The 25,518-nt window shown below is 63.0% G+C and carries 27 protein-coding genes; 9 read left to right on the top strand and 18 right to left on the bottom strand.

What is annotated here, in order from left to right:
* Window positions 1-47: 47 nt before the first annotated feature.
* The 6 genes from FPB55_RS06145 to FPB55_RS06170 all read right to left on the bottom strand — a co-directional run bounded on the left by FPB55_RS06145 (window position 48) and on the right by FPB55_RS06170 (window position 5,327).
* Complete coding sequence (locus tag FPB55_RS06145) at window positions 48-701, bottom strand: HAD family hydrolase (protein WP_029885876.1); 654 nt, start codon at window positions 699-701, stop codon at window positions 48-50.
* A gap of 14 nt (window positions 702-715) precedes the next feature.
* Window positions 716-1,705, bottom strand: a complete 990-nt coding sequence (locus FPB55_RS06150; RefSeq protein ID WP_125855358.1) for an ABC transporter ATP-binding protein — start codon at window positions 1,703-1,705, stop codon at window positions 716-718.
* A 1-nt stretch (window position 1,706) separates the two neighbouring features.
* Window positions 1,707-2,501: an ABC transporter permease gene (locus FPB55_RS06155; protein WP_009686246.1), complete on the bottom strand. Its 795-nt coding sequence runs from the start codon at window positions 2,499-2,501 to the stop codon at window positions 1,707-1,709.
* The gene (locus FPB55_RS06160; RefSeq protein ID WP_144187755.1) at window positions 2,491-3,339 is read right to left on the bottom strand and encodes an ABC transporter permease subunit; all 849 of its coding nucleotides are present in this window, start codon (window positions 3,337-3,339) and stop codon (window positions 2,491-2,493) included. Before FPB55_RS06160 ends, FPB55_RS06155 begins: the two co-directional genes overlap by 11 nt.
* Complete coding sequence (locus tag FPB55_RS06165) at window positions 3,318-4,124, bottom strand: alkaline phosphatase family protein (protein ID WP_009686249.1); 807 nt, start codon at window positions 4,122-4,124, stop codon at window positions 3,318-3,320. Before FPB55_RS06165 ends, FPB55_RS06160 begins: the two co-directional genes overlap by 22 nt.
* A 138-nt stretch (window positions 4,125-4,262) precedes the next feature.
* On the bottom strand, window positions 4,263-5,327 hold the full coding sequence (locus tag FPB55_RS06170; RefSeq protein ID WP_029885879.1) for an extracellular solute-binding protein: 1,065 nt from the start codon (window positions 5,325-5,327) through the stop codon (window positions 4,263-4,265).
* Between the two features lie 318 nt (window positions 5,328-5,645).
* Here FPB55_RS06170 and FPB55_RS06175 point away from each other — a divergent pair, with 318 nt between their 5' ends.
* Entirely contained in the window at window positions 5,646-6,359 is a 714-nt protein-coding gene (locus FPB55_RS06175; RefSeq protein ID WP_029885880.1) for a UTRA domain-containing protein, read from the top strand.
* A gap of 100 nt (window positions 6,360-6,459) precedes the next feature.
* Here the strand turns inward: FPB55_RS06175 and FPB55_RS06185 are convergent, their stop codons facing one another.
* From FPB55_RS06185 to minC, 7 genes are all read right to left on the bottom strand, one after another.
* Complete coding sequence (locus FPB55_RS06185; RefSeq protein ID WP_009686253.1) at window positions 6,460-8,613, bottom strand: mechanosensitive ion channel domain-containing protein; 2,154 nt, start codon at window positions 8,611-8,613, stop codon at window positions 6,460-6,462.
* 44 nt (window positions 8,614-8,657) lie between these two features.
* Entirely contained in the window at window positions 8,658-8,825 is a 168-nt protein-coding gene (locus FPB55_RS26170; RefSeq protein WP_009686254.1) for a hypothetical protein, read from the bottom strand.
* 524 nt (window positions 8,826-9,349) lie between these two features.
* Window positions 9,350-10,639, bottom strand: coding sequence for a M18 family aminopeptidase (locus FPB55_RS06190; protein ID WP_009682847.1), 1,290 nt, complete (start codon window positions 10,637-10,639; stop codon window positions 9,350-9,352).
* Window positions 10,640-10,791: 152 nt separating this feature from the next.
* Window positions 10,792-11,427, bottom strand: coding sequence for an RluA family pseudouridine synthase (locus tag FPB55_RS06195; protein ID WP_009682848.1), 636 nt, complete (start codon window positions 11,425-11,427; stop codon window positions 10,792-10,794).
* 153 nt (window positions 11,428-11,580) lie between these two features.
* Window positions 11,581-11,835 (bottom strand): cell division topological specificity factor MinE, encoded by a 255-nt coding sequence (minE, locus tag FPB55_RS06200; protein ID WP_009682849.1) that lies wholly within the window; start codon window positions 11,833-11,835, stop codon window positions 11,581-11,583.
* 3 nt (window positions 11,836-11,838) lie between these two features.
* Entirely contained in the window at window positions 11,839-12,651 is an 813-nt protein-coding gene (gene minD / locus FPB55_RS06205; RefSeq protein WP_003252574.1) for a septum site-determining protein MinD, read from the bottom strand.
* Between the two features lie 120 nt (window positions 12,652-12,771).
* Complete coding sequence (gene minC, locus FPB55_RS06210) at window positions 12,772-13,533, bottom strand: septum site-determining protein MinC (RefSeq protein ID WP_009682850.1); 762 nt, start codon at window positions 13,531-13,533, stop codon at window positions 12,772-12,774.
* Between the two features lie 111 nt (window positions 13,534-13,644).
* On the opposite strand from minC, the gene FPB55_RS06215 reads away from it, so the two are divergent.
* Window positions 13,645-14,580: a lipid A biosynthesis lauroyl acyltransferase gene (locus FPB55_RS06215; RefSeq protein ID WP_009682851.1), complete on the top strand. Its 936-nt coding sequence runs from the start codon at window positions 13,645-13,647 to the stop codon at window positions 14,578-14,580.
* Between the two features lie 25 nt (window positions 14,581-14,605).
* Window positions 14,606-15,757, top strand: a complete 1,152-nt coding sequence (locus tag FPB55_RS06220) for a patatin-like phospholipase family protein (RefSeq protein ID WP_125855513.1) — start codon at window positions 14,606-14,608, stop codon at window positions 15,755-15,757.
* A 53-nt stretch (window positions 15,758-15,810) separates the two neighbouring features.
* On the opposite strand, the gene FPB55_RS06225 is transcribed toward FPB55_RS06220, so the two are convergent.
* Both FPB55_RS06225 and FPB55_RS06230 read right to left on the bottom strand, forming a co-directional pair.
* On the bottom strand, window positions 15,811-16,638 hold the full coding sequence (locus tag FPB55_RS06225) for a VacJ family lipoprotein (RefSeq protein ID WP_009682854.1): 828 nt from the start codon (window positions 16,636-16,638) through the stop codon (window positions 15,811-15,813).
* On the bottom strand, window positions 16,631-17,929 hold the full coding sequence (locus FPB55_RS06230) for a serine/threonine protein kinase (protein WP_029885886.1): 1,299 nt from the start codon (window positions 17,927-17,929) through the stop codon (window positions 16,631-16,633). Before FPB55_RS06230 ends, FPB55_RS06225 begins: the two co-directional genes overlap by 8 nt.
* A gap of 190 nt (window positions 17,930-18,119) precedes the next feature.
* Between FPB55_RS06230 and FPB55_RS06235 the strand changes: the two genes are divergently transcribed.
* Window positions 18,120-18,488 (top strand): hypothetical protein, encoded by a 369-nt coding sequence (locus FPB55_RS06235; RefSeq protein WP_054890444.1) that lies wholly within the window; start codon window positions 18,120-18,122, stop codon window positions 18,486-18,488.
* Between the two features lie 40 nt (window positions 18,489-18,528).
* On the opposite strand, the gene FPB55_RS06240 is transcribed toward FPB55_RS06235, so the two are convergent.
* Complete coding sequence (locus FPB55_RS06240) at window positions 18,529-20,094, bottom strand: beta (1-6) glucans synthase (protein WP_144187757.1); 1,566 nt, start codon at window positions 20,092-20,094, stop codon at window positions 18,529-18,531.
* A 197-nt stretch (window positions 20,095-20,291) separates the two neighbouring features.
* Here FPB55_RS06240 and FPB55_RS06245 point away from each other — a divergent pair, with 197 nt between their 5' ends.
* The 3 genes from FPB55_RS06245 to FPB55_RS06255 all read left to right on the top strand — a co-directional run bounded on the left by FPB55_RS06245 (window position 20,292) and on the right by FPB55_RS06255 (window position 23,329).
* A complete protein-coding gene (locus tag FPB55_RS06245) occupies window positions 20,292-21,152 on the top strand; it encodes a glycine betaine ABC transporter substrate-binding protein (protein ID WP_009682858.1) in 861 nt (286 codons plus the stop codon).
* A 204-nt stretch (window positions 21,153-21,356) separates the two neighbouring features.
* The gene (locus FPB55_RS06250; protein ID WP_009682859.1) at window positions 21,357-21,668 is read left to right on the top strand and encodes a DUF485 domain-containing protein; all 312 of its coding nucleotides are present in this window, start codon (window positions 21,357-21,359) and stop codon (window positions 21,666-21,668) included.
* Entirely contained in the window at window positions 21,665-23,329 is a 1,665-nt protein-coding gene (locus FPB55_RS06255) for a cation acetate symporter (protein ID WP_009682860.1), read from the top strand. The genes FPB55_RS06250 and FPB55_RS06255 overlap by 4 nt, the downstream gene beginning before the upstream one ends.
* A gap of 62 nt (window positions 23,330-23,391) precedes the next feature.
* Here FPB55_RS06255 and FPB55_RS06260 read toward each other — a convergent pair whose 3' ends face one another.
* Window positions 23,392-23,544 (bottom strand): DUF3309 family protein, encoded by a 153-nt coding sequence (locus FPB55_RS06260; RefSeq protein WP_009682861.1) that lies wholly within the window; start codon window positions 23,542-23,544, stop codon window positions 23,392-23,394.
* A gap of 195 nt (window positions 23,545-23,739) precedes the next feature.
* Between FPB55_RS06260 and FPB55_RS06265 the strand changes: the two genes are divergently transcribed.
* Both FPB55_RS06265 and csrA read left to right on the top strand, forming a co-directional pair.
* Window positions 23,740-24,549 (top strand): SDR family oxidoreductase, encoded by an 810-nt coding sequence (locus FPB55_RS06265; protein WP_029885889.1) that lies wholly within the window; start codon window positions 23,740-23,742, stop codon window positions 24,547-24,549.
* Window positions 24,550-24,669: 120 nt separating this feature from the next.
* Window positions 24,670-24,852, top strand: coding sequence for a carbon storage regulator CsrA (gene csrA / locus FPB55_RS06270; protein ID WP_009682863.1), 183 nt, complete (start codon window positions 24,670-24,672; stop codon window positions 24,850-24,852).
* Here csrA and FPB55_RS06275 read toward each other — a convergent pair.
* Window positions 24,849-25,076 carry a YheU family protein gene (locus FPB55_RS06275; protein WP_039603187.1) on the bottom strand — a complete coding sequence of 76 codons (228 nt, stop codon included), beginning with the start codon at window positions 25,074-25,076 and terminating at the stop codon, window positions 24,849-24,851. The two genes, csrA and FPB55_RS06275, sit on opposite strands and share 4 nt — an antisense overlap.
* Window positions 25,077-25,518: the final 442 nt, after the last annotated feature.

Raw genomic sequence — 25,518 nt, forward strand, 5'->3', positions numbered from 1 at the left:
GGCGCGGCCTTGTGTCGCGAACGGGGCGCAAAGCGCCCCTATGGCCCTCAAGTCCAACTCAAGACAGGCCAGCCATTCTTCTCGGCGTGCTCGCGCAACACCCCATCCGGGTTCACCGCATACGGGTGATCCACCTTCAACAACAACGGCAGGTCATTCCTCGAATCGGAATAGAAGCTCGCCCCCTCCAGGTTCTCCTGCTCCTGGTCCAGCCATTCCAGCAGCCGGGTAATCTTGCCCTCGCGGTAGGTCAGTACCCCATGGGTGTTGCCGGTATACACCCCGTTCACCGCCTCCAGCTCGATCGCCAGGTATTCGTCCACGCCCAGGCGCGCCGCAATCGGCCCCACCAGGTGCGTGCCCGAAGCGGAAATGATCAGAATGCGATCGCCGCGCTTGCGGTGCTCGGCAATGCAGCGGCAGGCGTCGCCGTAGATGATCGGTTCGATCACCTCTTCAACCCACGGCTCCACCAAATGCTCGACTTCCTCCAGGGTGCGCCCGGCTATCGGCTCCAGGCTGAAGGCCATGTAGTCCTCCATCTGCAGGTGGCCTTTGCCGTACGCTTCCATCAGCTCATGGTCGCGGCGCAGGAATTCCTTGCCATCGACCCAGCCCAACCGGGCCATCTGTTCACTCCACAGCGACGCACAGTCGCCGTGGATCAGGGTTTCGTCCAGATCGAAAATTGCCAATGCCATCGTGTTGCATCTCCTTAGGCCACTTCGCGTAGCGCCGTGGGGTCGATCGACAGGCTCACCCGTTGCCCGTCTGCATGCAGGTCGGCCGGTGAGCGGTTGAGTACGTCGACCACCAGTTCCACGCCACGCACTTGAACGCGGTAGCGGATCACGTTGCCCAGCAGGCTATGGCTGCGTACCTCGGCGTCGCGCTCACCCGCCAGGCCCAAGGTGATGGATTCCGGGCGGATCGCCAGGCGGCAGGCTATCGGGCGTTGCAGCAGGCGGCTGGCGCTGTCGGCGTCAAGCAGGTTGTAGTTGCCGATAAAGCCTGCGGCAAACAGGTCCACCGGCGCAGTGTAAAGGGTTTCGGCATCGCCGCTTTGCACAATGCGCCCCTGGTTCATCAGGAAGATACGGTCAGACATGGTCAGCGCCTCTTCCTGGTCGTGGGTGACGAAGATGGTCGTCAGCCCCAGTTCGCGCTGGATCGCGCGAATTTGCTCGCGCAGGTGCTTGCGGATACGTGCATCCAGTGCCGACAGCGGCTCGTCGAGCAGCAGCAGGCGTGGCCGGGTGACCAGCGAGCGGGCCAAGGCCACGCGCTGGCACTGGCCGCCCGACAACTGGTGCGGGTAGCGCCCGGCAAAGGTGCCCAGCTCGACCAGGTCCAGTGCCTCGCGCACGCGCCGCTGGCTTTCCTCGGCCTTGACCTTCTGCATGCGCAGGCCAAAGGCAACGTTCTGCTCCACAGTCATGTTGGGGAACAGCGCGTAGCTCTGGAACACCATGCCGATGCCGCGTTGCTGCGGGCTCAGCGGCACGATGTCGTGGCCGTCCAGCAGGATCTGCCCGCGGTCCACCGGGGTGAGCCCGGCGATGCAACGCAGCAGCGTGGACTTGCCGCACCCGGAGGGGCCGAGCAGGGTGACGAATTCGCCGCGCTCGATGTGGCAGTCGATGTTCTCGAAAACCGGGTTGCCGGCATAGCGCTTGTGTAATTGCTGTACGCTGACGAAGCTCATGTCAGGTCTTGTCCTTGTTCAGGCGGTTGGCAACCCAGGTCAGTACCAGCACGAAGGCGAAGTAGGAAATCACCAGCGCGCTGTTGAAGTGGCCGCTGCTGTTGCGCATGTTGTTCAGGTACACCTGCAGGGTTTCGTAGCGGGTGCCGACCAGCAGGTTGGCGAACACGAACTCCCCGAACAGGAACGAGAACGACAGCAGCAGCGCCACCATCAGGCCCTTGCGCAGGTTTGGCAGCACCACCAGCAGTGCGGCTTGCCAGGTGCTGGCGCCCAGCAGCTGGGCTGCGTCCATCAGGTCGTGCAGGTGAATGGCCTGCAGGTTGTTGGTGATCGCCCGGTACATGAACGGCAGGGCGATGGTGAAGTAGCAGCCGATCAGGATCCACGGCGTGCCGACCATGGCCATCGGCCCGCTGCCGTACAGCTGCAGCAGCCCTACCGACGACACCACCGGCGGTACCGCGAAGGGCAGCAGGATCAGGATGTTCATCAGCCCGTCGAGCCTGGGGAAGTGGTAGTGGACCACGAACAACAAGGGCAGGATCAGTACCACCGACAGCAGCAGCGCCCCCACGCAGACCAGCAGCGACTGGCCGAACGCCGCCAGGAAGCGGGGTTCGCTCCACAGCGCGATGTACCACTTGAACGTCAGGCCGCTGGGCAGCAGGCTGGCCGACCAACTGGTAGCCAGCGAGTAGAGCAGGGTGCCGGCCAGGGGCAACAGCAGAATCAGGAACAGCAGGTACACCACGGCGCGGTGGTACCAGCCGCCGGCACGGGTTTCAGCGCGCATGGTAGCTCCGTTTCAGTAGCCATTGGTGCACCACCGTGACCAGCGTCATCAGCCCTACCAGAACCATTGCCAGCGCGCTGGCCAGGTTGGGGTCGAGGCTGATATCCCCGGCCACCAGGCCAGCGATGCGGATCGGCAGTACGTTGAAGTTGCCAGTGGTCAGCGCGTACACGGTGGCGTACGCGCCAAGGGCATTGGCCAGCAGGATGACGAAGGTGCCCAGCAGGGCCGGGGTCAGCACCGGCAGGCCGATGTGCCGCCAGAACTGCCAGTGGCTGGCGCCCAGCAGTGCCGCCGATTCACGCCAGTCTTCGCGCAGCGCGTCGAATGCCGGGAACAGCAGCAGCACGCCCAGCGGGATCTGGAAGTAGGTGTACACCAGGATCAGGCCGTTTCTGGAATAGATGCTGAAGTCTTCCAGCAGGCCGATCTGCTTCAGCAGCAGGGTCAGGGCGCCGTTGAAACCGAGCAGGATGATGAAGGCAAAGGCCAGCGGCACCCCGGCGAAGTTGCTGGTCATGTTGGCGAAAGCGCTGACGAAGTCGCGCAGCCTCGAGTCTACCTGGCGCAGCGAATAGGCACCGAGGGTAGCGATGACGATACCGAACAGGCTCGACCAGAAGCTGATCTCCAGGCTGCGTTGCAACGCCTGCAGGTAGAACTTCGAGGTGAACACCTTGCTGAAGTTGGCCAGGCCCCAGCCAGCCTCCGATTGCAAGCTGTTGATCGCCACCCAGGCCAGCGGGGCGATCTGGAAGATGACGAAGAACACCGCGAACGGCAGTAGGCACAGCAAGGCCAGGTAGCGGCTGCGGTTCACTTGAGCAACTCCCTGCATACCGTTTTGTCGTGCGCCACGCCCAGCAGCTCGCAGATGGTGCCGCATAGCTCGGTCTGCTGTGGCTTGGCGGCCGGGTCAAGGCTGAAGGCTTCGCCAAAGACGAACAGCGGCACTTCGCGTTCCTCGGTGAGCAAGCCATTGTGCGAGCGGTCGTTGTTCATGCCGTGGTCGGCAGTGACCAGTACCTGGTAGCCCTCTTCGAGCCAGCCTGGCAGGTAGTCGGCCAGCAGGATGTCCACGCTGCGCGCGGCATTGCGGTACTGGCTGCTGTCCAGGCCATGGTGGTGGCCGACATCATCGATGCTCATGGGGTGCAACAGCAGAAAGTTCGGGGCGTGCCGCCGGCGCAGGTACTCGCCGTCGGCCAGCAGGTGTGAGTCGGGGTAACGGTCGTCCCAATAGAACAGCCCGTGCTGGATCGGCAGCTTCGGGGCGTGGGTATGGCGGTCGCGCTGCGGGTCGAAAGGCGAGCGGTTATACAGCTCGCTCATCCAGTGGTAGGCCGCTGCCGCCGTGCCCAGGTTGGCCTCGCGCGCGTAGTGGAACACGCTGCGTTGGTTGGACAGGCGGTTGACGCCGTTGTGCACGATACCGCTGTCGATGGGCGCTACGCCGGTGAGGATGCACTCGTACAACGGCCGTGACAGCGATGGCAATTCGCATTCCACGCGGTACAGCGCGGCGCGGTCGGCCTCGACATAGGCGTGCAGGTGGCCCATGGCATGGTGGGCGACCTGGTAGTTGAGGCCGTCGAGCAGGACCAGGATGACGTTGTGTTGCATGGTGGCTCCCAATGAGCTGCAGGCGGTTCTAGCTGAAAGCTGAAAGTTGCAAGCTGCAAGCCGCAAGCTGCAAGAAGAAGCCGGCATGGCGCTCACCGGCTTCCACTTGTAGCTTGCAGCTTGCTACTTGAAGCTTCTTCATTCCATCTCGATGATCACCTGCTCCTGCCACAATTGCGGCAGCTTCTTCGAGGTCGTTTCCCAGGCTTCGGCATTCTTGATCGGCTGCGCCGCACTGTACTGCTCGTTGGGCAGCAGTTTGGCCTGCACGTCTTCCGGCAGCTTCATGTGCTCGGCCCGGATCGGCCGTGCATGCCCCTTGGCCAGGTTGATCTGCCCGGCGTCGCTGAAGATGTATTCACGGGTCAGCTTGGCAGCGTTGGGGTGCTTGGCGTATTTGTTGATGACGGTGGTATAGCCGGAAATCACCGAGCCGTCGGCCGGGATCAGCACTTCAAAACGCTTGGGGTCGATCTGCTCGCGGTAGCTCAGGCCGTTGAAGTCCCATACCACGCCCACTTCAACTTCACCCTTTTCAAGGGTCTGGATGGTCGGGTTCGCCAGGGACAGGCGCTTCTGCTGGGCCAGCTTGGTGAACAGTTGCAGGCCGGGTTCAATGTTGCTTTCACTGCCTTTGTAGGCGATGGCCGCGGCCAACACGCCGTTGGCCGCCTGGGCAGCGGTGCCGACGTCACCGATAGCGACCTTGTACTTGCCTTTCTCCAGGTCGTGCCAGGTTTTCGGGCGTTCGCCTTCCTTGACCAGGTCTTTGTTGATGATGAAGGCGATGGTGCCGGTATAGGCCAGTGCCCAGTGGCCATCTTCATCCTTGGCCCATGCCGGCACCTGGTCCCAGGTGCTGGGCTTGTACGGTTGGCTGACACCCTTGGCCACTGCAATCGGGCCGAAGGCGGCGCCCACGTCACCGATATCGGCGCTGGCGTTGTCTTTCTCGGCCTCGAACTTGGCCAGCTCCTGCGCCGAGCTCATGTCGGTGTCGCTGTGCTTGAGGCCATATTTGCTGGCCAGGTCTTCCCAGGTGCCTTTCCAGTTGGCCCAGGCATCGGGCATGCCCACGCTGTTGATGGTGCCTTCCTTGCGGGCGGCGTCTTCCAGCGCCTTGAGGTCAGGGCCGGCGGCCAGCGCCGAGGTGCACAGGGTAATGGCCGAACCGAGCAGTGACGCCATGAACAACTTTTTCATCCGAAGCTCCTTGGTATGGGTGCCTGTAGCGATCGTTGTTAGGAGTGAAGGGGTTGTCTGGTGACCGTTGGTCTAGGTCAGCAAACCTTGAGCCAAGGTAGGCCGCTTGCGTGACAATTTGATGTAGGGGTACACCGGCAACGGCCCTGCGACTAAAGCGTAGACCACGGAATTCAACCGGTCGGGCGGCCTTGGCGCGTTTCTGGCAAGGGTCGCGGCAGGCGCTTGTCACAGGATATTCATCAGCCCTGCCTAGGCTGCACTAATCTTCACAGGCCCCTTTATGGGGCTGGACTAGTCCAGATAGGTAACCTTTTGATGCAGTCGACGCCCCCGCGTGCGGTAACAGCCATCTGCCATGCCCTGCAGGAGCAGATCGAGCACGGCTTGCTGGAGCCGGGCGGCAAGTTGCCGGCCGAGCGCCGGCTGAGCGAGCTGTTCGGTACCACGCGCATTACCCTGCGTGAAGCGCTGGTGCAGCTGGAAGCCCAGGGCCTGATCTACCGCGAAGAGCGGCGCGGCTGGTTTGTGGCGCCGCAGCGCCTGACCTACGACCTGATCGAACGCAGCCACTTCCATGCCATGGTGCGCGCCCAAGGGCGCGTGGCCAGCACCGAGCTGCTGTCGGCGCGGCTGCAGCCAGCCCCGGCAGCCATCTGCGCGCGCCTGCAGATGCCGGCGTTGTCCAGTGTGGTGCGCATCTGCCGATTGCGGCGCATTGATGGGCGGGCAGTGTTGTATGCCGAGCACTACCTCGCCCCCCGGTATTTTCCGGACATCCTCGAGCACGACCTGGCGCAGTCGCTGACCGAGATCTATGGGCGGGTGTATGGGATCGAGTATGGGCAGGTGTGTTTCGAGATCCTGCCAACGGCATTGCCAGTTGAAGCGGCGGGGGCGTTGAAGGTATCGGCGGGGAGCCCGGGGCTGCACATTACCCGGGTCAACAGTGACCAGTATGGGCACCTGATCGACTGTGACCTGGAGTATTGGCGGCATGATGCCATTCGTATTCGTGCCCAGGCGGGCTAGGGTGTTGGCTGCTTCGCGGGCTTGCCCGCTCCTACAGGTACTGCACAGGCCTTGAACACTGTGATTACCCTGTGGGAGCGGGCAAGCCCGCGAAGAGGCGCTAACTGGAGGAACCGGTTTCCGCCATCCCGCCACCCCCAGCGGTCACCACCTGTACCGACAACCGTGGCGTCGCCAGATCCAGCCCGGCCTCGTCCAGCTGCCGCTTCAGCGCCAGGTTGAACGCCCGCGATACTTCCCATTGCTTGATCGGCGCGGTCTTGAACCGTGCCCGCAACACCGCCGAACCCGACTCGAAGCTTTCCACCCCCTGCAGCTCCAGCGGCGACCAGATATTGCGGCGCATCAGTGGGTCGTTGCGCAGTTTTTGCCCGACTTCGCGAATCAGCGTGATGGCCTGGTCGATGTTCATGCTGTGCGGGATCGCCACCCGGAAGATCGCGTAGCCGAACTCCCGCGAGTAGTTCTTGATGCTCTTGATTTCGCTGAACGGAATGGTGTGCACGATGCCGTCGATATCGCGCAGGCGCACGGTGCGGATGGTCAGCCCCTCGACGGTGCCCAGGTGGCCGCCGACATCCACGTAGTCGTCGATGGCCAGCGAGTCTTCGATGATGATGAACAGCCCGGTGATCAGGTCGGCCACCAGCGACTGCGCGCCAAAGCCGATGGCCAGGCCGATCACGCCGGCACCGGCCAGCAGCGGGGTGACGTTCATGCCCATGTTGGCCAGGGCCACGATCACGGCAATGATGAAGATGACCACGAACATCACGTTGCGGATCAACGGCATCATGGTTTGCGCGCGGGCATTGGCCAGCCCTCGGCGCGAACGTACCAAGGCATGGTGTACGGCGGTGTCGGCCAGGATCCACACCAGCCAGGCGACGATCAGCGTGCCGGCCAGCCCCAGCAGGCGCACGCTGATGTCGTGACCGTCGCCCTCGGCGAAGGTGATCATCGACAGGCCCCACACGCGCAGGCCCAGCTCGATGAACAGCAGCCAGATGAGGATGTGCACCAGCAGGTAGCCAAAGTTGCGCAGGCGCTCGGCATACACCGCCTGGCGCTTGGCCGCCCGCTTGGGGTTGGCTGCATGCCGCCGCACCAGGCCATTGAGCACCATGCACACCACCACCAGCACCGTGCACATCAGCGACTGGCGCAGCGCGGTGCTGGTGTCACCGGCAGAAACGAAGGTGGCGAACAGTGAAATCGCCACCAGGATCAGTGCGGGAATGAACCAGAAGCTGCCCAGGATCTCGATGGTGTCGCTGAGCGTGCGCCGGGTCAGGCGCCGGGACAGCGGCTGGTTGCGGATCAGGTGGGCAATGGGCCGGCGGAAGCGCAGGATGAACAGCCCGGTACACAGGGCGGCAATCACATTGGCCAGGGTTGCCAGCGCATGCGCCAGGTGGGTACCCAACGCCACCAGCAGGCGCGGGTCGCTCATGGCCTCGCCAAAGGCGGCGAAGCTGCCGATCAGCCACAGTGGCCGGAACGCCTGGTGCCGCAGGATATGCAGGGCGCGGTGGCGGTGCGGGCCGTCGAGCAGCGAAAAGGCGATGACGCACACCGCCGAGAAGCAGGTGCCCACCACCAGCGCGTAGGCCAGCACCATGGCCAGCGATTTGCCCAGTGACGGCGGCAGCACGAAGCTCAGGTACACGGTGAACACCAGCGCCACCAGCCAGGGGCCCAGCTTGCGCAAGGCAAAGCGCACCAGGTCCCAGGTGCGTGGGTGTTGCGGCAGTTCTTCACTCAGGCCAAACCGCAGGCGTATGCGGTGGCCGACCCAGTTGAAGAAGTAGGCCAGCAGGCTCCACACGGCAATCACCGCGGCAAAGCCGAACAGGATGGCCGGCCACTGGTGCACCGGCACCATCAGTTCGGTCAGCTCGACCTGGGCCTGTTCGATTTCCGCCGCCCAGCGGTGGAAAGGGCTGGCATCGCCGCTGAACTGTTTTTCGAAGTCACTCAGCGCACCGCCGATCAGGCCGAGCACACCTTGCTCGACACTGGGCTGAGTTTGCCGGGTGGCATCGCGCAGTTTTTTCAGGTCGGCCAGCAGCTTGGCCCGTTGCTGGTCGTTTTCGAGGTTCTTGATCACCTCGTCCAGCGACTTGCCCAGTGGCTCGGTGGCCTCCGGCTGCGCGGGCGCGCTGCTGCCCAGCAGGCCGGGCAGGCCCGCTGCCTGCACCGGGGTGATGAACAGCAAGAACAGTAGGGACAGGAAACGCAGAAGGGCAGGCACTGGCAAATCTACCTCAGGTCAAACGATTGCCCGAGTGTAGAGGTTTATGTCGGCAGTTTCTCGAGGATCTTCCAGCAGGTTAGGCCAAAGATGCCCAAGGTGCCGATCCACATCATCAGCACACCGATACTGCGTTCGCGCATGCTGAAGCCAACGGTCAGCAACAGCAGGAACAGAAAAACCGGCACGAACAGGGACAAAAACGGGGACATGGACAGCAATCCTTTTGCAGTGGGGCCATGTAACAAGCATAGCGGGTGGCAAGCGAAGCGGGATTGACCTTGAGCAGGCCAGGCCCTATCGCCAGCAAGCCGGCTCCCACAGGGAAAGCGCCAGCCCTGAAGGTTGTGCAGTACCTGTGGGAGATTCTATGGTTCCTGGCAAGGGTAGCCGGAGCATCTTCAGCGCCTGTGAGATCGAGCGCCGCCCGCGCGGCGCAATCGCGAGCTGCGCTCGCTCCTACGTTTGTTTCGGGCCAGTAACGCCTGTGACAGGCGCGCGCGGCCGCCTTGTTTGTACGGCGCGATATTGAGGCATGCACCAAGGCGTTCGCGCGCAAATCCCACAGGAATAATTGGCCCGAAACAAACGTAGGAGCGAGCGCAGCTCGCGATTGCGCCGCGCGGGCGGCGCTCGATCTAACAGGCGCTGCCATACCTTGTGGCAAACACCTGTCAGCCCTAAAGCGATCCCTGTGGGAGCTGGCTTGCCGGCGATAGGGCCAGACCTGCCTACCTCAAGGCAGCTCGCGGCACCGGTAGAACGCTGTCAGCACCTTCACCAGGTGCGCCAGGTCATGGCTACCACACAGCTCGCGAATCGAGTGCATGGCAAAGGTCGGCAAACCGATATCCACGGTGCGCACACCCAGGTGGCTGGCCGTGATCGGCCCGATGGTCGAGCCACAGCCCATGTCGCTGCGTACCACGAAGCTCTGCACGGGCACTTCTTCGGCCATGCACAGGTGGCGGAAGAACCCAGCGGTTTCGCTGTTGGTGGCGTAACGCTGGTTGTTGTTCACCTTGATCACCGGCCCGGCGTTGAGTTTGGGCCCATGGTTGCCGTCGTGCTTGTCGGCATAGTTGGGGTGCACGCCGTGGGCGTTGTCGGCCGATACCATCAGCGAACGCTGGATGGTGCGCACGTAGGTGTCGCCGTCGGGCAGCAGGCGTTGCAGGGTCTGCTCCAGCATCGGGCCATCGGCGCCGCAGGCCGAGCAGCTACCGACCTCTTCATGGTCGGTGCACACCAGCACGCAGGTTTCGTCGCTGTCGGCGGCCAGCAGTGCCTGCAGGCCGGCGTAGCACGACAGCAGGTTATCCAGGCGGGCCGCGGCGATGAAGTCGCCGTTCAGGCCGACCAGGGCGGCCTGCTGGGTGTCGTAGAAGCTCAGTTCGTAGTCCAGCACCACGTCGGCGATCAGCTCGTGTTCACGGGCCAGTTGCTCGGTGAGCAGGGCGCGGAAGTCGATGCGTTCGTCACCGGCCACCTGGGCCAGGATCGGCGGCAGTTCGTTCTGCGGGTTGATCGCCCAGCCCTCATTGGCGGTGCGGTTCAGGTGGATGGCCAGGTTGGGGATGATGGCAATGGGCAGTTTGAAGTCGATCAGTTGGCTTTCGACCTTGCCATCACGGCGGTAGGTGACCCGCCCGGCCAGCGACAGGTCGCGGTCGAACCACGGCGCCAGCAGGGCGCCGCCATACACTTCTACGCCCAGTTGCAAAAAGCCCTGGCGCTGCAGCTCGGGCTGCGGCTTGACCCGCAGGCAAGGGCTGTCGGTATGCGCGCCGACCATGCGGATACCGTGGTGTAGCGGGGCTTGCTTGCCCAACTTGATGGCGATGATCGATGAATCGTTGCGGGTAACGTAGTAGCGCCCGCCCGGCACCGTGGCCCAGCTATCACGCTCGTCCAGGCGCTGGTAACCGGCTGCCTCCAGGCGTTGGGCCAGGCTGGCGGTGGCATGGAAGGGCGTGGGGGAAGCCTTGAGAAAGTCGATAAGGCCAGAATTCAGTGCATCGCGCATAACTCACTCCAATTCGAGCTTCAAGCTATAAGCTTCAAGCCATAAGCTACAAGCCATAAGCTACAAGTCGTAAGCTACAAGCTTCAAGCAAAGGCAGTCCGCGGAGCAAGCTTCCACGCGATCTGTCTTTGCTTTTTCTTGCAGCTTGCAGCTCAAAAAGGTGCAGGGCACTCGAACTTCAGCCGTTGCCCGGAAACCGGGTGGGTGAAGCTCAGCATCGAGGCGTGCAGGCACAACCGCTCATGCGCCGCCAATGCCTGCGGGTTGGCATACAGGCGATCGCCCAGCAACGGGTGCCCGATCGACAGCATGTGCACGCGCAACTGGTGTGAACGCCCGGTGATCGGGGTCAGCTCCACCCGGCAGTGGTCGCCACAGCGCTCGACGATGCGCCAGAAGGTGAGGGCATGCTTGCCTTGCTCATGGTCCACCACGTGGCGGGGCTTGGTCGGCGGGTCGTAGCGCAGCGGCAGGTCGATGCTGCCGCTGTCCAGCGCCGGCTGCCCCCAGCACAACGCGGTGTAGGCTTTTTCGGTTTCACGGTCGTGGAACTGGCGCGACAGCTCGCGGTGGCTGTCGGCATCGCGGGCCAGCAGGATGATGCCCGACGTTTCCCAGTCCAGGCGGTGCACGATCAGGGCGTCGGGGTAGCCGTTTTGCTGCAGGCGGGTAATCAGGCAGTCCTTGTTGTCGTCGGCGCGGCCAGGCACCGACAGCAGCAGCGTCGGCTTGTTGATCACCAGGATGGCGGCGTCTTCGTGCAGGATCTGGATGTTCGACAGCGGCATTGCTCGGTCTCGGTTATATCAGGGGAAAACAGCGGGGCCGCTTTGCGGCCCTTTCGCGACACAAGGCCGCTCCCACAGGGGAGTGCATAACCCTTGTGGGAGCGGCCTTGTGTCGCGAAAGGGCTGCAACGCAGCCCCGGCTTTTTTGCCGAATCAACGATCCGGCAAGGTAATGTTCAGCTCCAGAATGGAGCAGCTGCCCTGGTTCTCCAGCTCGATATGCACGTCGTCATTGCCGATGTTCACATACTTGCGGATCACTTCCAGCAGTTCTTTCTGCAGCTCCGGCAGGTAGTCCGGCTCGCTGCGCTGGCCGCGCTCGTGCGCCACGATGATCTGTAGACGCTCTTTCGCCACCGACGCGCTGGTCTGTTTCTGTCTGCCACGAAAGAAGTCAAAAAGGTTCATGGTTTATTTGCTCCCGAAAATGCGCTCGAAGAATCCTTTCTTCTGTACATCGATGAAGCGCATTGGCTTCTCTTTGCCCAACAGGCGGTCGACTGCATCGCTGTAGGCCTGGCCAGCGTCGCTCTGGTCATCGAGGATGACCGGGATACCCTGGTTGGAAGCCTTGAGCACAGCCTGAGACTCCGGGATGACGCCTTTGAGTTTGATCGACAGGATTTCTTCGACGTCGGCCACGCTGAGCATTTCGCCCTTCACCACGCGCTCGGGATGGTAGCGGGTGATCAGCAGGTGCTCCTTGATCGGCTCTTCGCCGTTCTCGGAACGGCGCGATTTGCTCGACAGGATACCCAGCATGCGGTCCGAGTCACGTACCGACGACACTTCAGGGTTGGTCACGACAATCGCTTCATCGGCGAAATACATCGCCAGGTGCGCGCCTTTCTCGATACCGGCCGGCGAGTCGCAGATCACGTACTCGAAGTCCTTTTTCAGGTCCATCAGTACCTTTTCCACGCCTTCCTGGGTCAGCGCGTCCTTGTCACGGGTCTGGCTGGCGGCCAGCACGTACAGGTTCTCGAGGCGCTTGTCCTTGATCAGGGCCTGCTGCAGGTTGGCTTCGCCGTTGACCACGTTGACGAAGTCGTACACCACGCGGCGTTCGCAGCCCATGATCAGGTCGAGGTTACGCAGGCCCACGTCGAAGTCGACGATGACGGTCTTGTGGCCGCGCAGTGCGAGGCCGGTACCAATGGCGGCGCTGGTGGTGGTCTTGCCCACACCCCCCTTGCCGGAAGTAACCACGAGAATCTTGGCCAAGGTGTTTCACCCCTAAAATAGTCGGGACACTTGTCCCTGCAAAAAACTGAAATAGCTTTAATAGCTCAAATAAAAGGCAACTGTAAAAAAAGTTGCACTAAAAATGCTGGCAAGTATCCGTTAAAGACGGGTGATGTTCAACACGTCACCAGACAGGCTGACTTGCACGCCGGTGCCCCACAGCGGGTCGCGGCGCAGGTCTTCGCAGACCTTGTACTGGCCAGCGATGGAGACCATTTCGGCGGTCATCTGCTGGCAGAAGATACGTGCCTTGGTATTGCCTTTGATGCCGGCCAGGGCGCGGCCGCGCATGGCGCCGTACACATGGATGTTGCCATCGGCCAGAAGTTCCGCACCTGGGCTGACCGAAGCCGTGACTATCAGATCGCCACCTTGGGCGTAGATCTGCTGGCCGCCGCGTACCGGCGAAGTGATGATACGGGTCGGGCGTACCTCCGGCTCCGGGGCTGGGGGCGGTACCGGGGCGGGTTCGGGTTTTTTCACCGCTTCGGGTTCGGGCTCCAGCGGCCGCTCACGGGCGCCGGACGGCGGCAGCACGGGCAGGTCGATGGCGATGGCGGCGGCGATGTCCTCGATGCGGCTGGCACGAATGGCCAGCGTACGCAGGCCATGGTGGCGGCAGATCCGCATCAAGCCGGGCAGGTCGATTGCCCCTTCATCGGCAGGCAGCTTGTCCAGCGCCAGCACCAGCGGCGTGTTACTGAAGAAGTTCGGCGCCTGGGCGACTTTGGCCGCCAGCTGGCGGTCCAGGGCTTCAAGGTCATTGCGCGCCAGTTCCAGTACGGTGATGGCAAGCATGCTGCCCTTGAGCTGGAACACGGAAGCGGTGTCGGGTGTGTGGTTTGGGCTCATGGTCTGCATAGACGGCTTGTTGCGGAAAAAGTGCCCTGACTTATAACGAGAACACCGGTTGCCCGCAACATGCGCTGATCCGTTGTAGAATGCGCAGCCTTTGTCTTTCCGGATGCTTCAATGGAACGCCCGCGTTTTCGTCGCTATTACCTTCACCCAAAGTTCTGGGGCCTGTGGCTGGGCCTGGGCCTGCTGTGGCTGGTAGTCCAGTTGCCGTACCGGGTGCTGTTGAAAATCGGTGCCGCGCTGGGCGCGGTGATGTACCACTTTGCCGGCGAGCGCCGGCGCATTGCTGCGCGCAACCTGGAGCTGTGCTTTCCGGAGCTGTCAGTCGACGAACGGCAGCGGTTGCTGAAGGCCAACTTCGCGTCCACCGGCATCGCCTTCTTCGAAATGGCCATGAGCTGGTGGTGGCCCAAGGCGCGGCTGGCACGCCTGGCCCATGTCGAGGGCCTGGAGCACCTGCAAGCCGCGCAGCAGGCGGGGCAGGGGGCCATCCTGATGGCGGTGCACTTCACCACCCTGGAAATCGGCGCGGCGCTGCTGGGCCAGCAGCACACCATCGACGGCATGTACCGCGAGCATGGTAACGCGCTGTTCGATTTCATCCAGCGCAGCGGCCGCGAGCGCCACAACCTCGATTCGCTGGCGGTGGAACGTGAGGATGTGCGTGGCATGCTCAAGCTGCTGCGTTCGGGCCGGGCGATCTGGTACGCGCCGGACCAGGACTACGGCACCAAGCAGAGCCTGTTCGTGCCGCTGTTCGGCATACCCGCCGCAACGGTCACGGCCACCACCAAGTTTGCCCGGCTGGGCAAGGCGCAGGTCATTCCGTTCACCCAGAAACGCCTGGACGATGGCAGCGGCTACCGGCTGGTGATCCACCCACCGCTGGCGGACTTCCCCGGGGAAAGCGAAGAGGCCGATTGCCTGCGCATCAACCAGTGGGTCGAAAGCGTGCTGCGCGAATGCCCCGAGCAGTACCTGTGGGCGCACCGCCGGTTCAAGTCGCGGCCCGAAGGGGCTGAGCGGCTGTATGACAAGAAAAAGCGTTGAACCCTGTGGCGTCGGGAAGCACGCCATGGCCCCACCTGCGGTAACCGGCCTTATCCTGTCTGGCGGTGGCGCCCGCGCCGCCTATCAGGTCGGCGTACTGGCCGGCATCGCCGAGCTGTTGCCGGCCAGCGCAGCCAACCCGTTCCCGGTGATCGTCGGCACTTCGGCAGGGGCCATCAACGCCGTGACCCTGGCCAGCGGTGCCGGCCAGTTCAACAGCGCTGTGCAACGGCTGACGCACTTCTGGCAGAACATTTCCAGCCACCTGGTGATCCGCAGTGACTGGCCTGGGGTGGTGCGCCAGGCCAGCCGGTTTGTCGGCCACAACCTGCTTGGGCTGGGCGGCCAGGCGCCCGTGGCGTTGCTCGACAGCCGGCCGCTGCGCACCTTGCTGGAGGCGCAGCTGAACCTGGATGGCATTGGCCAGGCCTTGGCCGCCGAGCAACTGCGCGCGGTAGCGGTAACCGCCTTCGGTTACGAGTCCGGCCAGGCGGTGACCTTCTACCAGGGCCGAGGCTCGATCGAGGCCTGGTTGCGCCACCGCCGCATCGGCGTGCCCACGCCGCTGGGCATCGACCACCTGCTGGCCAGTGCGGCGATTCCGCTGCTGTTCGCGCCGGTGCAGTTGGGTGACGAGTATTACGGTGACGGTGCGGTGCGACAGTCCGCTCCGATAAGCCCGGCCCTGCACCTGGGCGCCAGCCGGGTGCTGGTGGTCGGCGTCAGCGGCAACCCGCAGCGGCCTGCGCCACCCTTGCCAACCCAGCGGGTGTTCAGCGGGCGGCAGCCGAGCCTGGCGCAGATCGGTGGGCACCTGCTCAACAGTACCTTCATTGACAGCCTGGAAGATGACATCGAACTGCTGCAGCGGCTCAACCACCTGGGCCGGCTGTTGCCAGCGCACCTGGACGCACGCCGCCTGGGCCTGGCACCGATCGATGTGCTGGTGGTTGCGCCCAGCCAGCCGCTGGACGAGATTGCCGCGCGTCACCGCCGCGACCTGCCGGCGGCGCTGCGCCTGTTCCTGCGCGGGCCGGGGGCAACCCGTACCAGTGGGGCGGGGGTGTTGAGCTATCTGCTGTTCGAAGCCGGTTATTGCAGTGAGCTGATCGAGTTGGGGCGCCGCGACGCCTTGGCCAAAAAGCGCGAGCTGCGCCAGTTCCTGGGTATCGAATAACGCCTGCGCCGGCCCTTTCGCGGCATTGCACCGCGCCAAAGGGCCGGGCCAGGTTAGTCGGCTATCTGCAGCTTGCGCGACTGGGTATACACGTAGCGCACTTTTTCATACTCGAATGGCGAGTTGAGCTGGCCATAGCGGAATTTGGTGTTGTAGCGCTTGTCCACCACGCGCAAGGCGAAGATCTCGGGGTGGTCCTTGCTGGCGTCGGCCACGTTGAGGTAGTTGATGCTCTGCTCGCCGGCGTAGTCCACTGCCAGGCCGGTGGTATCGCGCAGGTTCGACGGGCCCAGCAGCGGCAGCATCAGGTACGGCCCTTCGGGTACCCCGTAGAAGCCCAGCGTCTGGCCAAAGTCTTCGCTCTGCCGTGGCAGGCCCATGCTGGTGGCCGGGTCCCACAGCCCGCCTACGCCAATGATGGTATTGAACATCAGCCGCGCGGTGATCTCGGCCGAACGTTTGGCCTTGAGCTGCAGCACGCTGTTGAACAGGTTCGGCACATCGCCCAGGTTATTGAAGAAGTTGCTGACCCCGGTGCGGACGAAGCTTGGCGTAACGTACTGGTAGCCGTTCACCAACGGCAGCAGCACCCACTGGTCGAGGCGGTAGTTGAAGTGGTAGATGCGCCGGTTGACCGACTCCAGCGGGTCGTACACGTTCAGCGCCTCCAACGTGGAGCGCTCGAACTCGCGCTGGTCCAGGCCGGGGTTGAATTTCAGCTCTCGCAGCGGGTCGAGAAAACCGTCGGACTCGGGCACCAGTGGCGCTGTGCCAACCACCTGCGGGTCGGCCTCGACCACGCTGGCCCGCGGTGCGGTTTCGGCGGCCAGGGTGTGGCCGGCGGCTAGCAGGGCAGTGGCGAAGAGGAGTTTGTTAACCACGGAAGAACTCCAGCATGGCGTCGCTGTTGACGCGGTAGTTGAGGTTGCCGCAATGGCCGCCATGGGGGTAGAGGGTCAGCCGGTCACCAAAGACCTTGCGCAGGAAGCCGATGTCGCCCGGGCCGAGGATGACGTCGTCGGCGTTGTGCATCACCGCGATCTTGTCGCTGCTGTGCAGGTAGTCTGCCAGCGCGTACAGGCTGACCTGGTTGATCAGTTGCAGGATGCTGTTGCCGTCGGTGCGTGCACGCCACATGGGGATTACCTGCTCGGTCATGTAGCAGTCGAAGTCACACTGCAGGGCACGTTTGAAGAACGGCGTGAGGCTGCTGCCTTCGGTGATCGGGTACTTCGGCGGAATGATCAGGCCGCGACGGTTGATCAGGTCGGAGGTAAAGGCAATGTCGGCCGCCGAGAAGCGGAACGAGGTGCCGATCAACATGGCCATCTGTTCGTTGGACAAATGTTGTTTCGACTGCTGGAAGTCGTACAACAGGGCATCGTTGAGGTCGATGTAACCCTTGTCCTGGAAGTAGCGGGTGAGCTTTTGCAGCATCAACTCGTAGAAGGTGGTGCTGCGGTCGATGCCCTTCACCTGGGTTTGCACCAGCTTGTCGAGGTTGTTGATCGAGGTGTACAGGTTGACCGGTGGGTTGAGCAGCAACACGCGCTTGAAGTTGAAGCTGCGGCGGGTTTCGTCCAGGTGGCTGACGAACGCCGCGTCGAGGGCCCCCAGGCTGTAGCCGGTGAGGTAGAACTCGCTGACCGGCAGGCGCGGGTGCTGGGCCCGCACGGCCTGCATGACCCGGTACAGGTCTTCGGCGTCTTCCTGGGTGATGCCGGGGGTGGCAAAGCGCGAGGCGGCGCTTATGAAGTCGTAGCTGGTAGGCGAAGACAACTGCACCACGTGGAAACCGGCCTGATAGAACAGCTTCTTCAGGTATTCGTTGATGGTGCTGTTGTAGGCGGCCCCGGTGCCGGCGATGATGAAGATCAGCGGCGCCGCGTGGTCCTGGCGGGCCAGGCGGTACTTGAGCTTTTTTACCGCCCAGAAGTTGTCGGGCAGGATGAACTCGCGCTCCGGGCGCAGGTTCAGGCTGTAGTCGGACTGGTCGATGTCTTCATCGCTGGGCAGGGTCGGGCGCTGCTCCGGCGGCGTAGTGGCGATGGTGGCCTCGAACGGGTTGGTCAAGGGGTAGCCATAGCTGGCGGCGTCGATATCGCGCGCTGAAGCGGCCACAGCCATGAGCAGGCCACCGAGCAAGGCAGCGAGGCGCAAAGTACGAAGCATGTAATCCCCCAAAAGAACGCAAGGTCAAGCGTATGCAGGCTAGGACCACTGCGGGCTGAACAAAGTTGCCTGGCGTAGTGGCCTTTGGTGTTCTTGTAATCTGCAACATAGCTGCAGGCCGACAATTTTGCCTTATCAAGGGCGATGGGTGATCATCGTTTTCTTCGATAGTGACTGTAGGGAAAACAGGATGTCTCGTGCCTTGCCGGCAGCCATGGTCATGCTGTTCATCGGGCTGTGGCTCGCAGCCAGTTACGCGGTGCGTTACGGGCTGATGGAAGACGGCCAGTGGGTCGGCCTGTGCACGTTACCGGCGGCGTACTGGCAGTGCGAGGTCCGGTCGTTGCTGGGGCTGGGCATTCACCACCAGGTGCTGGCCTGGGGCGGGTTGGGCCTGGCCCTGTTGGCGCAGGTGGTCGCCGGCCGTGCAGGCTGGTGGCTGGCCTTCCTGGCCCTGGTGTTCGCGGTGCCGGCGCTGGTGCTGTATACCGCCAGCATTGCGGTGTTTGCGCTGGTGCTGGCGGGCTTGCGGTTGGTCCGCTCGCAGCAGCGGGCCTGACCAGGCCAACCGCCGCATTAAAGGTGCGCCGCGGCCGCCATCACAACGCGCGCAGCCGCAAGCTGCGCCACAGCGCCACTGTCATTACCACGCTCACCACCGCCCACCCCCAGGCCTGGCGGTTCTGCAGCCCTTCGACAAACAGCTGTGGCGCCACCCCGGCGCCCACGATAAACGCCAGCAATGCCACCTCCGCCCGCGGCGCGCGCACCGGCCACAGCGCGTACACCAGCGCCGGCAACGCCAGCGCTGCAGTGGGGAAGCTGCGGTAGCGCGGGTCGAACACCAGCGCCAGCATGCTCACCGCCGCAGCGAAGCCTGCTGCCAGCAACAGCCAGCCGGCGCGCGCCTGTAACCCGGCGAACAGCCGCTCGCGCCAACCGGCGCGCTGCGCCTGGGCCAACACGGCATGGGCCAGCACCAACAGGTTCAGTGCGACCAGCGCCAGCGCCCACACCCATTCCCCGGCGAAGCGCGCATGGGTGCGCACCAGCTCGCCCCACAGGCCCAGGCAACCCGCCCCCAGCGCAGCCAGCAGCGGTAACAGCAACGCGGCCCGCAGGGTGGCGGGGCGCCCGGCCAGCACCAGCATGACCAGCATCAGCGCGGCGCTGCCCAGCAACCACTGCGGCCAGTAGTGCAGGTTGCTCACCGGCCCTTCCAGCACACCCTTGTCCTGCCGGTCGGCATCGTACAACCCCCAGTACCCGCCCACCGCACCTTCGTTCGCACGCTTCCACGGCTGGTCGAAGGCCTCGATCAGGTTGTAGTGCCAGCCATTGGCCTCTGCCATGCTCACAAAACCACGAATGAAGCGCGCTTCATTGACCCGGCTGGGCACTGCCGTCTCGCGCTGGCGGCCTTCGCTGGGCCAGCCGGTTTCACCAATCAGGACGTCCTTGGGCGCAAAGCGCGTACCGAACACCCGGCGTACATCGGCGACATGGGCCAAGGCCTGGTCGATGCCCTGGGGGTCGTCCTCCCAGTAGGGCAACAGGTGAATGGTGAGGAAGTCCACCGCCGGTGCCACCTGCGGGTGCTGCAACCAGAATTCCCAGACATCGGCGTAGGTCACCGGCACGTGCACCTGGCTTTTCACCCGGGCGATCAGCGTGGCCAGGTGTGCACCGGTCACCTCCTTGCGCAGCAGGGTTTCGTTGCCGACGATCACTGCGCTGACCACGTCGGGGTTGGCATTGGCGGCGGCGATCAGCAGGTTGATTTCCCGCTCGGTGTCGGCGGCGTGCGCATTGACCCAGGCCCCCAGCATCACCTTCAGGCCGTGCTTGCGCGCCAGCGCCGGTATTGCTTTAAGACCGGTCATGGAATAGGTGCGAATGCACTGAAAGCGTTCGGCCAACAAGGCCAGGTCGGCATCCATGCGCTGCGGGCGCAGCCGAAACGGTTGGTCGTAGGGCGACTGGTCCTTGTCGAACGGTGTGTACGAGGCACATTGCAGCTTGTGTGCAGGGCTCGCGGCATCGGGCAGTTGCAGCGGCTTGCCAAGCCCGTACCAGAGCGCTCCCAGCCCCAGCAGGGCGAACAGGCAGGCAAACAGGTACAACGGCAGCAGCGCGCGGGCAGAACGGGGCATCAGGCGGTCCATCGTCAGGCACAAAGGGATAGATAGTAGCCCGGCGCCAAAGCTTTGGCATGCAAGGATCGCGCAGGTCGTGGTGGGCATATGGCGCTAATGGCACAGTGCTGTCGCATATGGGGCAGGTACAGGTCGCAGCTGGATCAGGTCGCCCGGGGTTGCAGGCAGATGATGGAATCTCCAAGACCTGACGAGGGGATGCTTTGATGGCGACTTTGAAAAAAATGCGACGTTTCCTGGGGGTGGGCACCGCCCTGGTACTGGGATTGAGCGCAGCACAGGCAATGGCCAAGGAAGTGAGCATTGGCTACGTGGACGGCTGGGCCGACAGCGTGGCAACCACCAACGTGGCGGCCGAAGTAATCAAGCAGAAGCTCGGCTACGATGTGAAGTTGCAGGCCGTTGCCACCGGGATCATGTGGCAGGGTGTGGCGACCGGCAAGCTCGATGCCATGTTGTCGGCCTGGTTGCCGGTGACCCATGGCGAGTACTGGGCCAAGAACAAGGATAACGTGGTCGACTACGGCGCCAACTTCAAAGATGCCAAGATCGGCTTGATCGTGCCTGAGTACGTCAAGGCCACCAGCATCGCCGACCTCAAGACCGACAACAGCTTCAAGCAGAAGATCGTCGGCATCGATGCAGGCTCGGGCGTGATGATCAAGACCGAACAGGCCATCAAGGACTACGACCTGACCGGCTACAAGCTGCAGGCCAGCTCGGGCGCCGCGATGACCGCCGAACTGGGCCGTGCCTACGCCAAGCAGCAGTCGATTGCAGTGACCGGCTGGGTGCCGCACTGGATGTTCGCCAAGTGGAAGCTGAAGTTCCTCGAAGACCCGAAAGGCGTTTATGGCGCGTCGGAAACCGTAAACAGCATTGGCAGCAAAGAACTGGCGACCAAGGCACCGGAAGTGGCCGAGTTCCTGAAGAAATTCAGCTGGCAGTCCAAAGACGAGATTGGCGAAGTGATGCTGGCCATCCAGGAAGGCGCCAAGCCTGAAGCGGCGGCCAAGGACTGGGTGGCCAAGCACCCGGACCGCGTGAAGGAATGGACTGGCAAGTAACAACCTGAAAGGGCCAGTTTTGTTGCTTCGCGGGTAAACCCGCTGCCGCAGGGCAGCGGGTTTTCTCGCGAATGGGCCGGCACTTTGTTACGCAAACGGTAAAACACCGTTGCATCTAAGACTAAGGTCGTCTGGTTGGCGTCCATCGGCAGCATAAAGTAAGGGTGTGGGTGTTTCCCTACTTGTGCTGCTAGGACAAAAACAATGAACGACAGCATTTACCTCTCGATACAAAACAGCCCTCGCTTCAAGGAGCTGGTCAGCAAACGCGAACGGTTCGCCTGGATCCTCTCGGCGATCATGCTCGGCTTGTACTGCGCTTTTATCCTTCTCATTGCCTACGGTCCTCACATACTGGGCGCCAAGCTCAGCCCTGAGTCGTCGATCACCTGGGGTATCCCCATCGGCGTCGGCCTGATCGTCTCGGCATTCGTCCTTACCGCCATCTACGTGCGCCGCGCCAACGGCGAGTTCGATGAGCTGAACAAGGCCATCCTGAAGGAGGCGCAACAATGATTCGCCACGCCAAAGCCCTGGCCATACTGGCCTGCGGAGCCTTCGCACCCGCCGTGTGGGCCGCCGATGCCCTGACCGGCGAGGTGCAGAAGCAACCGCTGAACGTCTCTGCCATCGCCATGTTCGTGGCGTTCGTCGCCTTCACCCTGGGCATTACCTACTGGGCCTCCAAGCGCAACAAGTCGGCGTCGGACTACTACGCCGCCGGCGGCAAGATCACCGGTTTCCAGAATGGCCTGGCGATTGCCGGCGACTACATGTCGGCAGCCTCGTTCCTGGGCATTTCCGCACTGGTGTTCACCTCTGGCTACGATGGCCTGATCTACTCGATCGGCTTCTTGGTCGGCTGGCCGATCATTCTCTTCCTGATTGCCGAACGCCTGCGCAACCTGGGCAAGTACACCTTCGCCGACGTGGCGTCGTACCGCCTCGGGCAAAAGGAAATCCGCACCCTGTCGGCTTCCGGCTCGCTGGTGGTAGTGGCGTTCTACCTGATCGCGCAGATGGTCGGTGCCGGCAAGCTGATCGAGCTGCTGTTCGGCCTGGACTACCATGTGGCGGTGATCCTGGTGGGTATCCTGATGTGCCTGTACGTGCTGTTCGGCGGCATGCTCGCTACCACTTGGGTACAGATCATCAAGGCCGTGCTGTTGCTGTCCGGTGCCAGCTTCATGGCGCTGATGGTGATGAAACACGTGGGCTTCGACTTCAATACGCTGTTCTCCGAAGCGATCAAGGTGCACGCCAAGGGCGAGGCCATCATGAGCCCGGGCGGCCTGGTCAAAGACCCGATCTCGGCGTTCTCGCTGGGCCTGGCGCTGATGTTCGGTACGGCAGGCCTGCCGCACATCCTGATGCGCTTCTTCACCGTCAGTGACGCCAAGGAAGCCCGCAAGAGCGTGCTGTACGCCACCGGCTTCATCGGCTACTTCTACATCCTCACCTTCATCATCGGCTTTGGCGCCATCCTGCTGGTCAGCACCAACCCTGACTTCAAGGACGCCGCCGGCGCGCTGCTGGGCGGCAACAACATGGCGGCGGTGCACCTGGCCAATGCCGTGGGTGGCAGCGTATTCCTCGGCTTCATCTCGGCAGTGGCGTTCGCCACCATCCTGGCGGTGGTCGCCGGCCTGACCCTGGCGGGTGCCTCGGCAGTGTCCCACGACCTGTACGCCAGCGTGTGGCGCAAGGGCAAGGCCAACGACAAGGACGAGATCCGCGTGTCGAAGATCACCACCGTCGCCCTCGGCGTACTGGCGATCGGCCTGGGCATCCTGTTCGAGAAGCAGAACATCGCCTTCATGGTCGGCCTGGCGTTCTCCATCGCCGCCAGCTGCAATTTCCCGGTCCTGCTGCTTTCGATGTACTGGAAAAAGCTGACCACCCGTGGCGCCATGATCGGCGGCTGGCTGGGCCTGGTCAGCGCAGTGACGCTGATGATCCTTGGCCCGACCATCTGGGTGCAGATCCTGGGCCATGAAAAGCCGATCTACCCGTACGAGTACCCGGCGCTGTTCTCGATGGCCATTGCCTTCGTCAGCATCTGGTTCTTCTCGGTCACCGACAAGTCCAAGGCCGCAGAAAACGAACGCGCGCTGTTCTTCCCGCAGTTCGTCCGTTCGCAGACTGGCCTGGGGGCTTCAGGCGCTGTGTCGCACTGAGCCCGCCCGCCCATAAAAAAACCGCGCCGAAGCGCGGTTTTTTTTTGCCTAGCGTGGCGCGTCTAGATCCTGCCCAGCAGTAACAACACCAGCAGGACCACCAGTACCACGCCGACGATGCCGGACGGGCCGTAGCCCCAGCTGCGCGAGTGTGGGAAGACCGGTAAGCCACCAATCAACAGAAGAATCAGGATGATGATGAGGATCGTGGTCATGTACGTGTCCTTGCGTGGTTAGGGGTCAAGGGCCTCGGGTTGCCGGCCTCTTGTAAGTTCGGACTGGTGGGCAATGTGAAAGATTCCATTTTGTGCCGGTTCATGCCCCCACATTCACTACCCTGATGAACCCTGCCCTTGGCCAGGCCCTTGTTTAGACTCGTTTCATTCCTCAACGAGACAGGGCCAGCCACCATGCACAACCGCATCATGATTACCGGAGCCGGCTCAGGCCTCGGGCGCGAAATTGCCCTGCGTTGGGCACGTGAGGGGTGGCGCCTGGCGCTGGCCGATGTCAACGAAGGCGGCCTGCGCGAAACGCTGGACCTGGCCCGTGCGGCCGGCGGTGAGGGTTTCGTCCAGCGCTGCGACGTGCGCGACTACAGCCAGCTCACAGCCCTGGCCCAGGCCTGTACCGAGCAGTTCGGTGGCATCGATGTGGTGGTCAACAACGCCGGGGTTGCCTCGGGCGGGTTCTTTGCCGAGCTGTCGCTGGAAGACTGGGATTGGCAGATTGCCGTCAACCTGATGGGCGTGGTCAAGGGCTGCAAGGCCTTCCTGCCCCTGCTGGAGCGCAGCAAGGGGCGCATCATCAACGTCGCGTCGATGGCCGCCCTGATGCAGGGGCCGGGCATGAGCAACTACAACGTCGCCAAGGCCGGCGTGCTGGCGCTGTCGGAGAGCCTGCTGGTGGAATTGCGCCAGGTGGAGGTGGCGGTGCATGTGGTGTGCCCGTCGTTCTTCCAGACCAATCTGCTGGACTCGTTCCGCGGCCCGAACCCGGCCATGAAGGCGCAGGTCGGCAAGTTGCTGGAAGGGTCGCCGATCAATGCGGCGGACATTGCCGACTACATCCACCGGCAGGTCGCTGCTGGCGAGTTCCTGATTATGCCGCATGAGGCCGGGCGGCAGGCTTGGGAATTGAAGCGGCAAGCCCCCGAGCGGCTCTACCAGGAAATGGCCGAAATGGCCGTGAAAATGCGTGCCAAAGCTGTTTCGCGATGAAATATCTGTAGGGCGAATTACCAGTAGATGTAGGGCGCTTCTGAATCGCTGCGGAGCTATTGAGTAGCCTGATCCTGACGATGCAGTCTCCGGTTTTACCTTGTGCAGGAGGACCGGAACATGCTGGTGATAGGGCGCGAAGTGGGCGAGGTCATCATGATCGGTGAGAACATCCGCCTCGTGGTGGTCGAAACCCGTGACGGGGTGGTGCGCTTTGGCGTGGATGCCCCACGGGAAGTGCCGGTGCACCGGTCCGAGGTGTACAAGCGCATCAAGGAAGCCAAGAAAGCCGAGGCCGGCTAGTCGAGCAGTTCCCGCGGCACGTCATGCTTGGCCAGCAACTGGCACTGCTGGCTTTCGGGGTCGAACAGAATGAAGGCCTGGCCCTTGGCCAATGCCTGGCGTACCCGCAGTACCCGTGTTTCCAGCGGGGTATCGTCACCATTGTCGGTACCGTCGCGGGTGACGAAGTCTTCGATCAGGCGGGTCAGTGTTTCGGCTTGCAGGTGCTCGTAAGGGATCAGCATGGGGCGGTGTCTCGGGTTACGGTGGGGGCATGCTACGCGAAACATTGGGGCTTTTGGGGCCGCGTTGCGGCCCATCGCGACACAAGGCCGCTCCTACAGCGACCGTGCAATTTTTGAGCTGTGGGAGATTCTATGGTTCCTGGCAAGGGTAGCCGGAGCATCTTCAGCGCCTGTGAGATCGAGCGCCGCCCGCGCGGCGCAATCGCGAGCTGCGCTCGCTCCTACGTTTATTTCGGGCCAGTAACGCCTGTGACAGGCGCGCGCGGCCGCCTTGTTTGTACGGCGCGATATCGAGGCATGCGCCAAGGCGTTCGCGCGCGAATCCCACAGGAATAATTGGCCCGAAACAAACGTAGGAGCGAGCGCAGCTCGCGATGCGCCGCGCGGGCGGCGCTCGCTCTAACAGGCGCTGCATACCTTGTGGCAAACACCTGTCTGCCCT

This window comes from Pseudomonas sp. BJP69 (assembly GCF_007633355.1).
In the GTDB taxonomy this organism is placed as follows: Bacteria; Pseudomonadota; Gammaproteobacteria; order Pseudomonadales; family Pseudomonadaceae; genus Aquipseudomonas; species Aquipseudomonas juntendi.

What these genes read in the sequence shown, in the direction of transcription:
- FPB55_RS06175 (WP_029885880.1), top strand. Translation starts at nt 5,646, where the DNA reads ATGCAGTCGACGCCCCCGCGTGCGGTAACAGCCATCTGCCATGCCCTG.
- minC (WP_009682850.1), bottom strand. Translation starts at nt 13,533, where the DNA reads ATGCAGACCATGAGCCCAAACCACACACCCGACACCGCTTCCGTGTTC.
- FPB55_RS26170 (WP_009686254.1), bottom strand. Translation starts at nt 8,825, where the DNA reads ATGTCCCCGTTTTTGTCCCTGTTCGTGCCGGTTTTTCTGTTCCTGCTG.
- FPB55_RS06195 (WP_009682848.1), bottom strand. Translation starts at nt 11,427, where the DNA reads ATGCCGCTGTCGAACATCCAGATCCTGCACGAAGACGCCGCCATCCTG.
- FPB55_RS06190 (WP_009682847.1), bottom strand. Translation starts at nt 10,639, where the DNA reads ATGCGCGATGCACTGAATTCTGGCCTTATCGACTTTCTCAAGGCTTCC.
- FPB55_RS06165 (WP_009686249.1), bottom strand. Translation starts at nt 4,124, where the DNA reads ATGCAACACAACGTCATCCTGGTCCTGCTCGACGGCCTCAACTACCAG.
- FPB55_RS06220 (WP_125855513.1), top strand. Translation starts at nt 14,606, where the DNA reads ATGGCCCCACCTGCGGTAACCGGCCTTATCCTGTCTGGCGGTGGCGCC.
- FPB55_RS06275 (WP_039603187.1), bottom strand. Translation starts at nt 25,076, where the DNA reads ATGCTGATCCCTTACGAGCACCTGCAAGCCGAAACACTGACCCGCCTG.
- minE (WP_009682849.1), bottom strand. Translation starts at nt 11,835, where the DNA reads ATGAACCTTTTTGACTTCTTTCGTGGCAGACAGAAACAGACCAGCGCG.
- FPB55_RS06150 (WP_125855358.1), bottom strand. Translation starts at nt 1,705, where the DNA reads ATGAGCTTCGTCAGCGTACAGCAATTACACAAGCGCTATGCCGGCAAC.
- FPB55_RS06235 (WP_054890444.1), top strand. Translation starts at nt 18,120, where the DNA reads ATGTCTCGTGCCTTGCCGGCAGCCATGGTCATGCTGTTCATCGGGCTG.
- FPB55_RS06155 (WP_009686246.1), bottom strand. Translation starts at nt 2,501, where the DNA reads ATGCGCGCTGAAACCCGTGCCGGCGGCTGGTACCACCGCGCCGTGGTG.
- csrA (WP_009682863.1), top strand. Translation starts at nt 24,670, where the DNA reads ATGCTGGTGATAGGGCGCGAAGTGGGCGAGGTCATCATGATCGGTGAG.
- FPB55_RS06230 (WP_029885886.1), bottom strand. Translation starts at nt 17,929, where the DNA reads ATGCTTCGTACTTTGCGCCTCGCTGCCTTGCTCGGTGGCCTGCTCATG.
- FPB55_RS06255 (WP_009682860.1), top strand. Translation starts at nt 21,665, where the DNA reads ATGATTCGCCACGCCAAAGCCCTGGCCATACTGGCCTGCGGAGCCTTC.
- FPB55_RS06265 (WP_029885889.1), top strand. Translation starts at nt 23,740, where the DNA reads ATGCACAACCGCATCATGATTACCGGAGCCGGCTCAGGCCTCGGGCGC.
- FPB55_RS06170 (WP_029885879.1), bottom strand. Translation starts at nt 5,327, where the DNA reads ATGAAAAAGTTGTTCATGGCGTCACTGCTCGGTTCGGCCATTACCCTG.
- FPB55_RS06260 (WP_009682861.1), bottom strand. Translation starts at nt 23,544, where the DNA reads ATGACCACGATCCTCATCATCATCCTGATTCTTCTGTTGATTGGTGGC.
- FPB55_RS06250 (WP_009682859.1), top strand. Translation starts at nt 21,357, where the DNA reads ATGAACGACAGCATTTACCTCTCGATACAAAACAGCCCTCGCTTCAAG.
- FPB55_RS06145 (WP_029885876.1), bottom strand. Translation starts at nt 701, where the DNA reads ATGGCATTGGCAATTTTCGATCTGGACGAAACCCTGATCCACGGCGAC.
- FPB55_RS06215 (WP_009682851.1), top strand. Translation starts at nt 13,645, where the DNA reads ATGGAACGCCCGCGTTTTCGTCGCTATTACCTTCACCCAAAGTTCTGG.
- FPB55_RS06240 (WP_144187757.1), bottom strand. Translation starts at nt 20,094, where the DNA reads ATGGACCGCCTGATGCCCCGTTCTGCCCGCGCGCTGCTGCCGTTGTAC.
- FPB55_RS06245 (WP_009682858.1), top strand. Translation starts at nt 20,292, where the DNA reads ATGGCGACTTTGAAAAAAATGCGACGTTTCCTGGGGGTGGGCACCGCC.
- FPB55_RS06160 (WP_144187755.1), bottom strand. Translation starts at nt 3,339, where the DNA reads ATGCAGGGAGTTGCTCAAGTGAACCGCAGCCGCTACCTGGCCTTGCTG.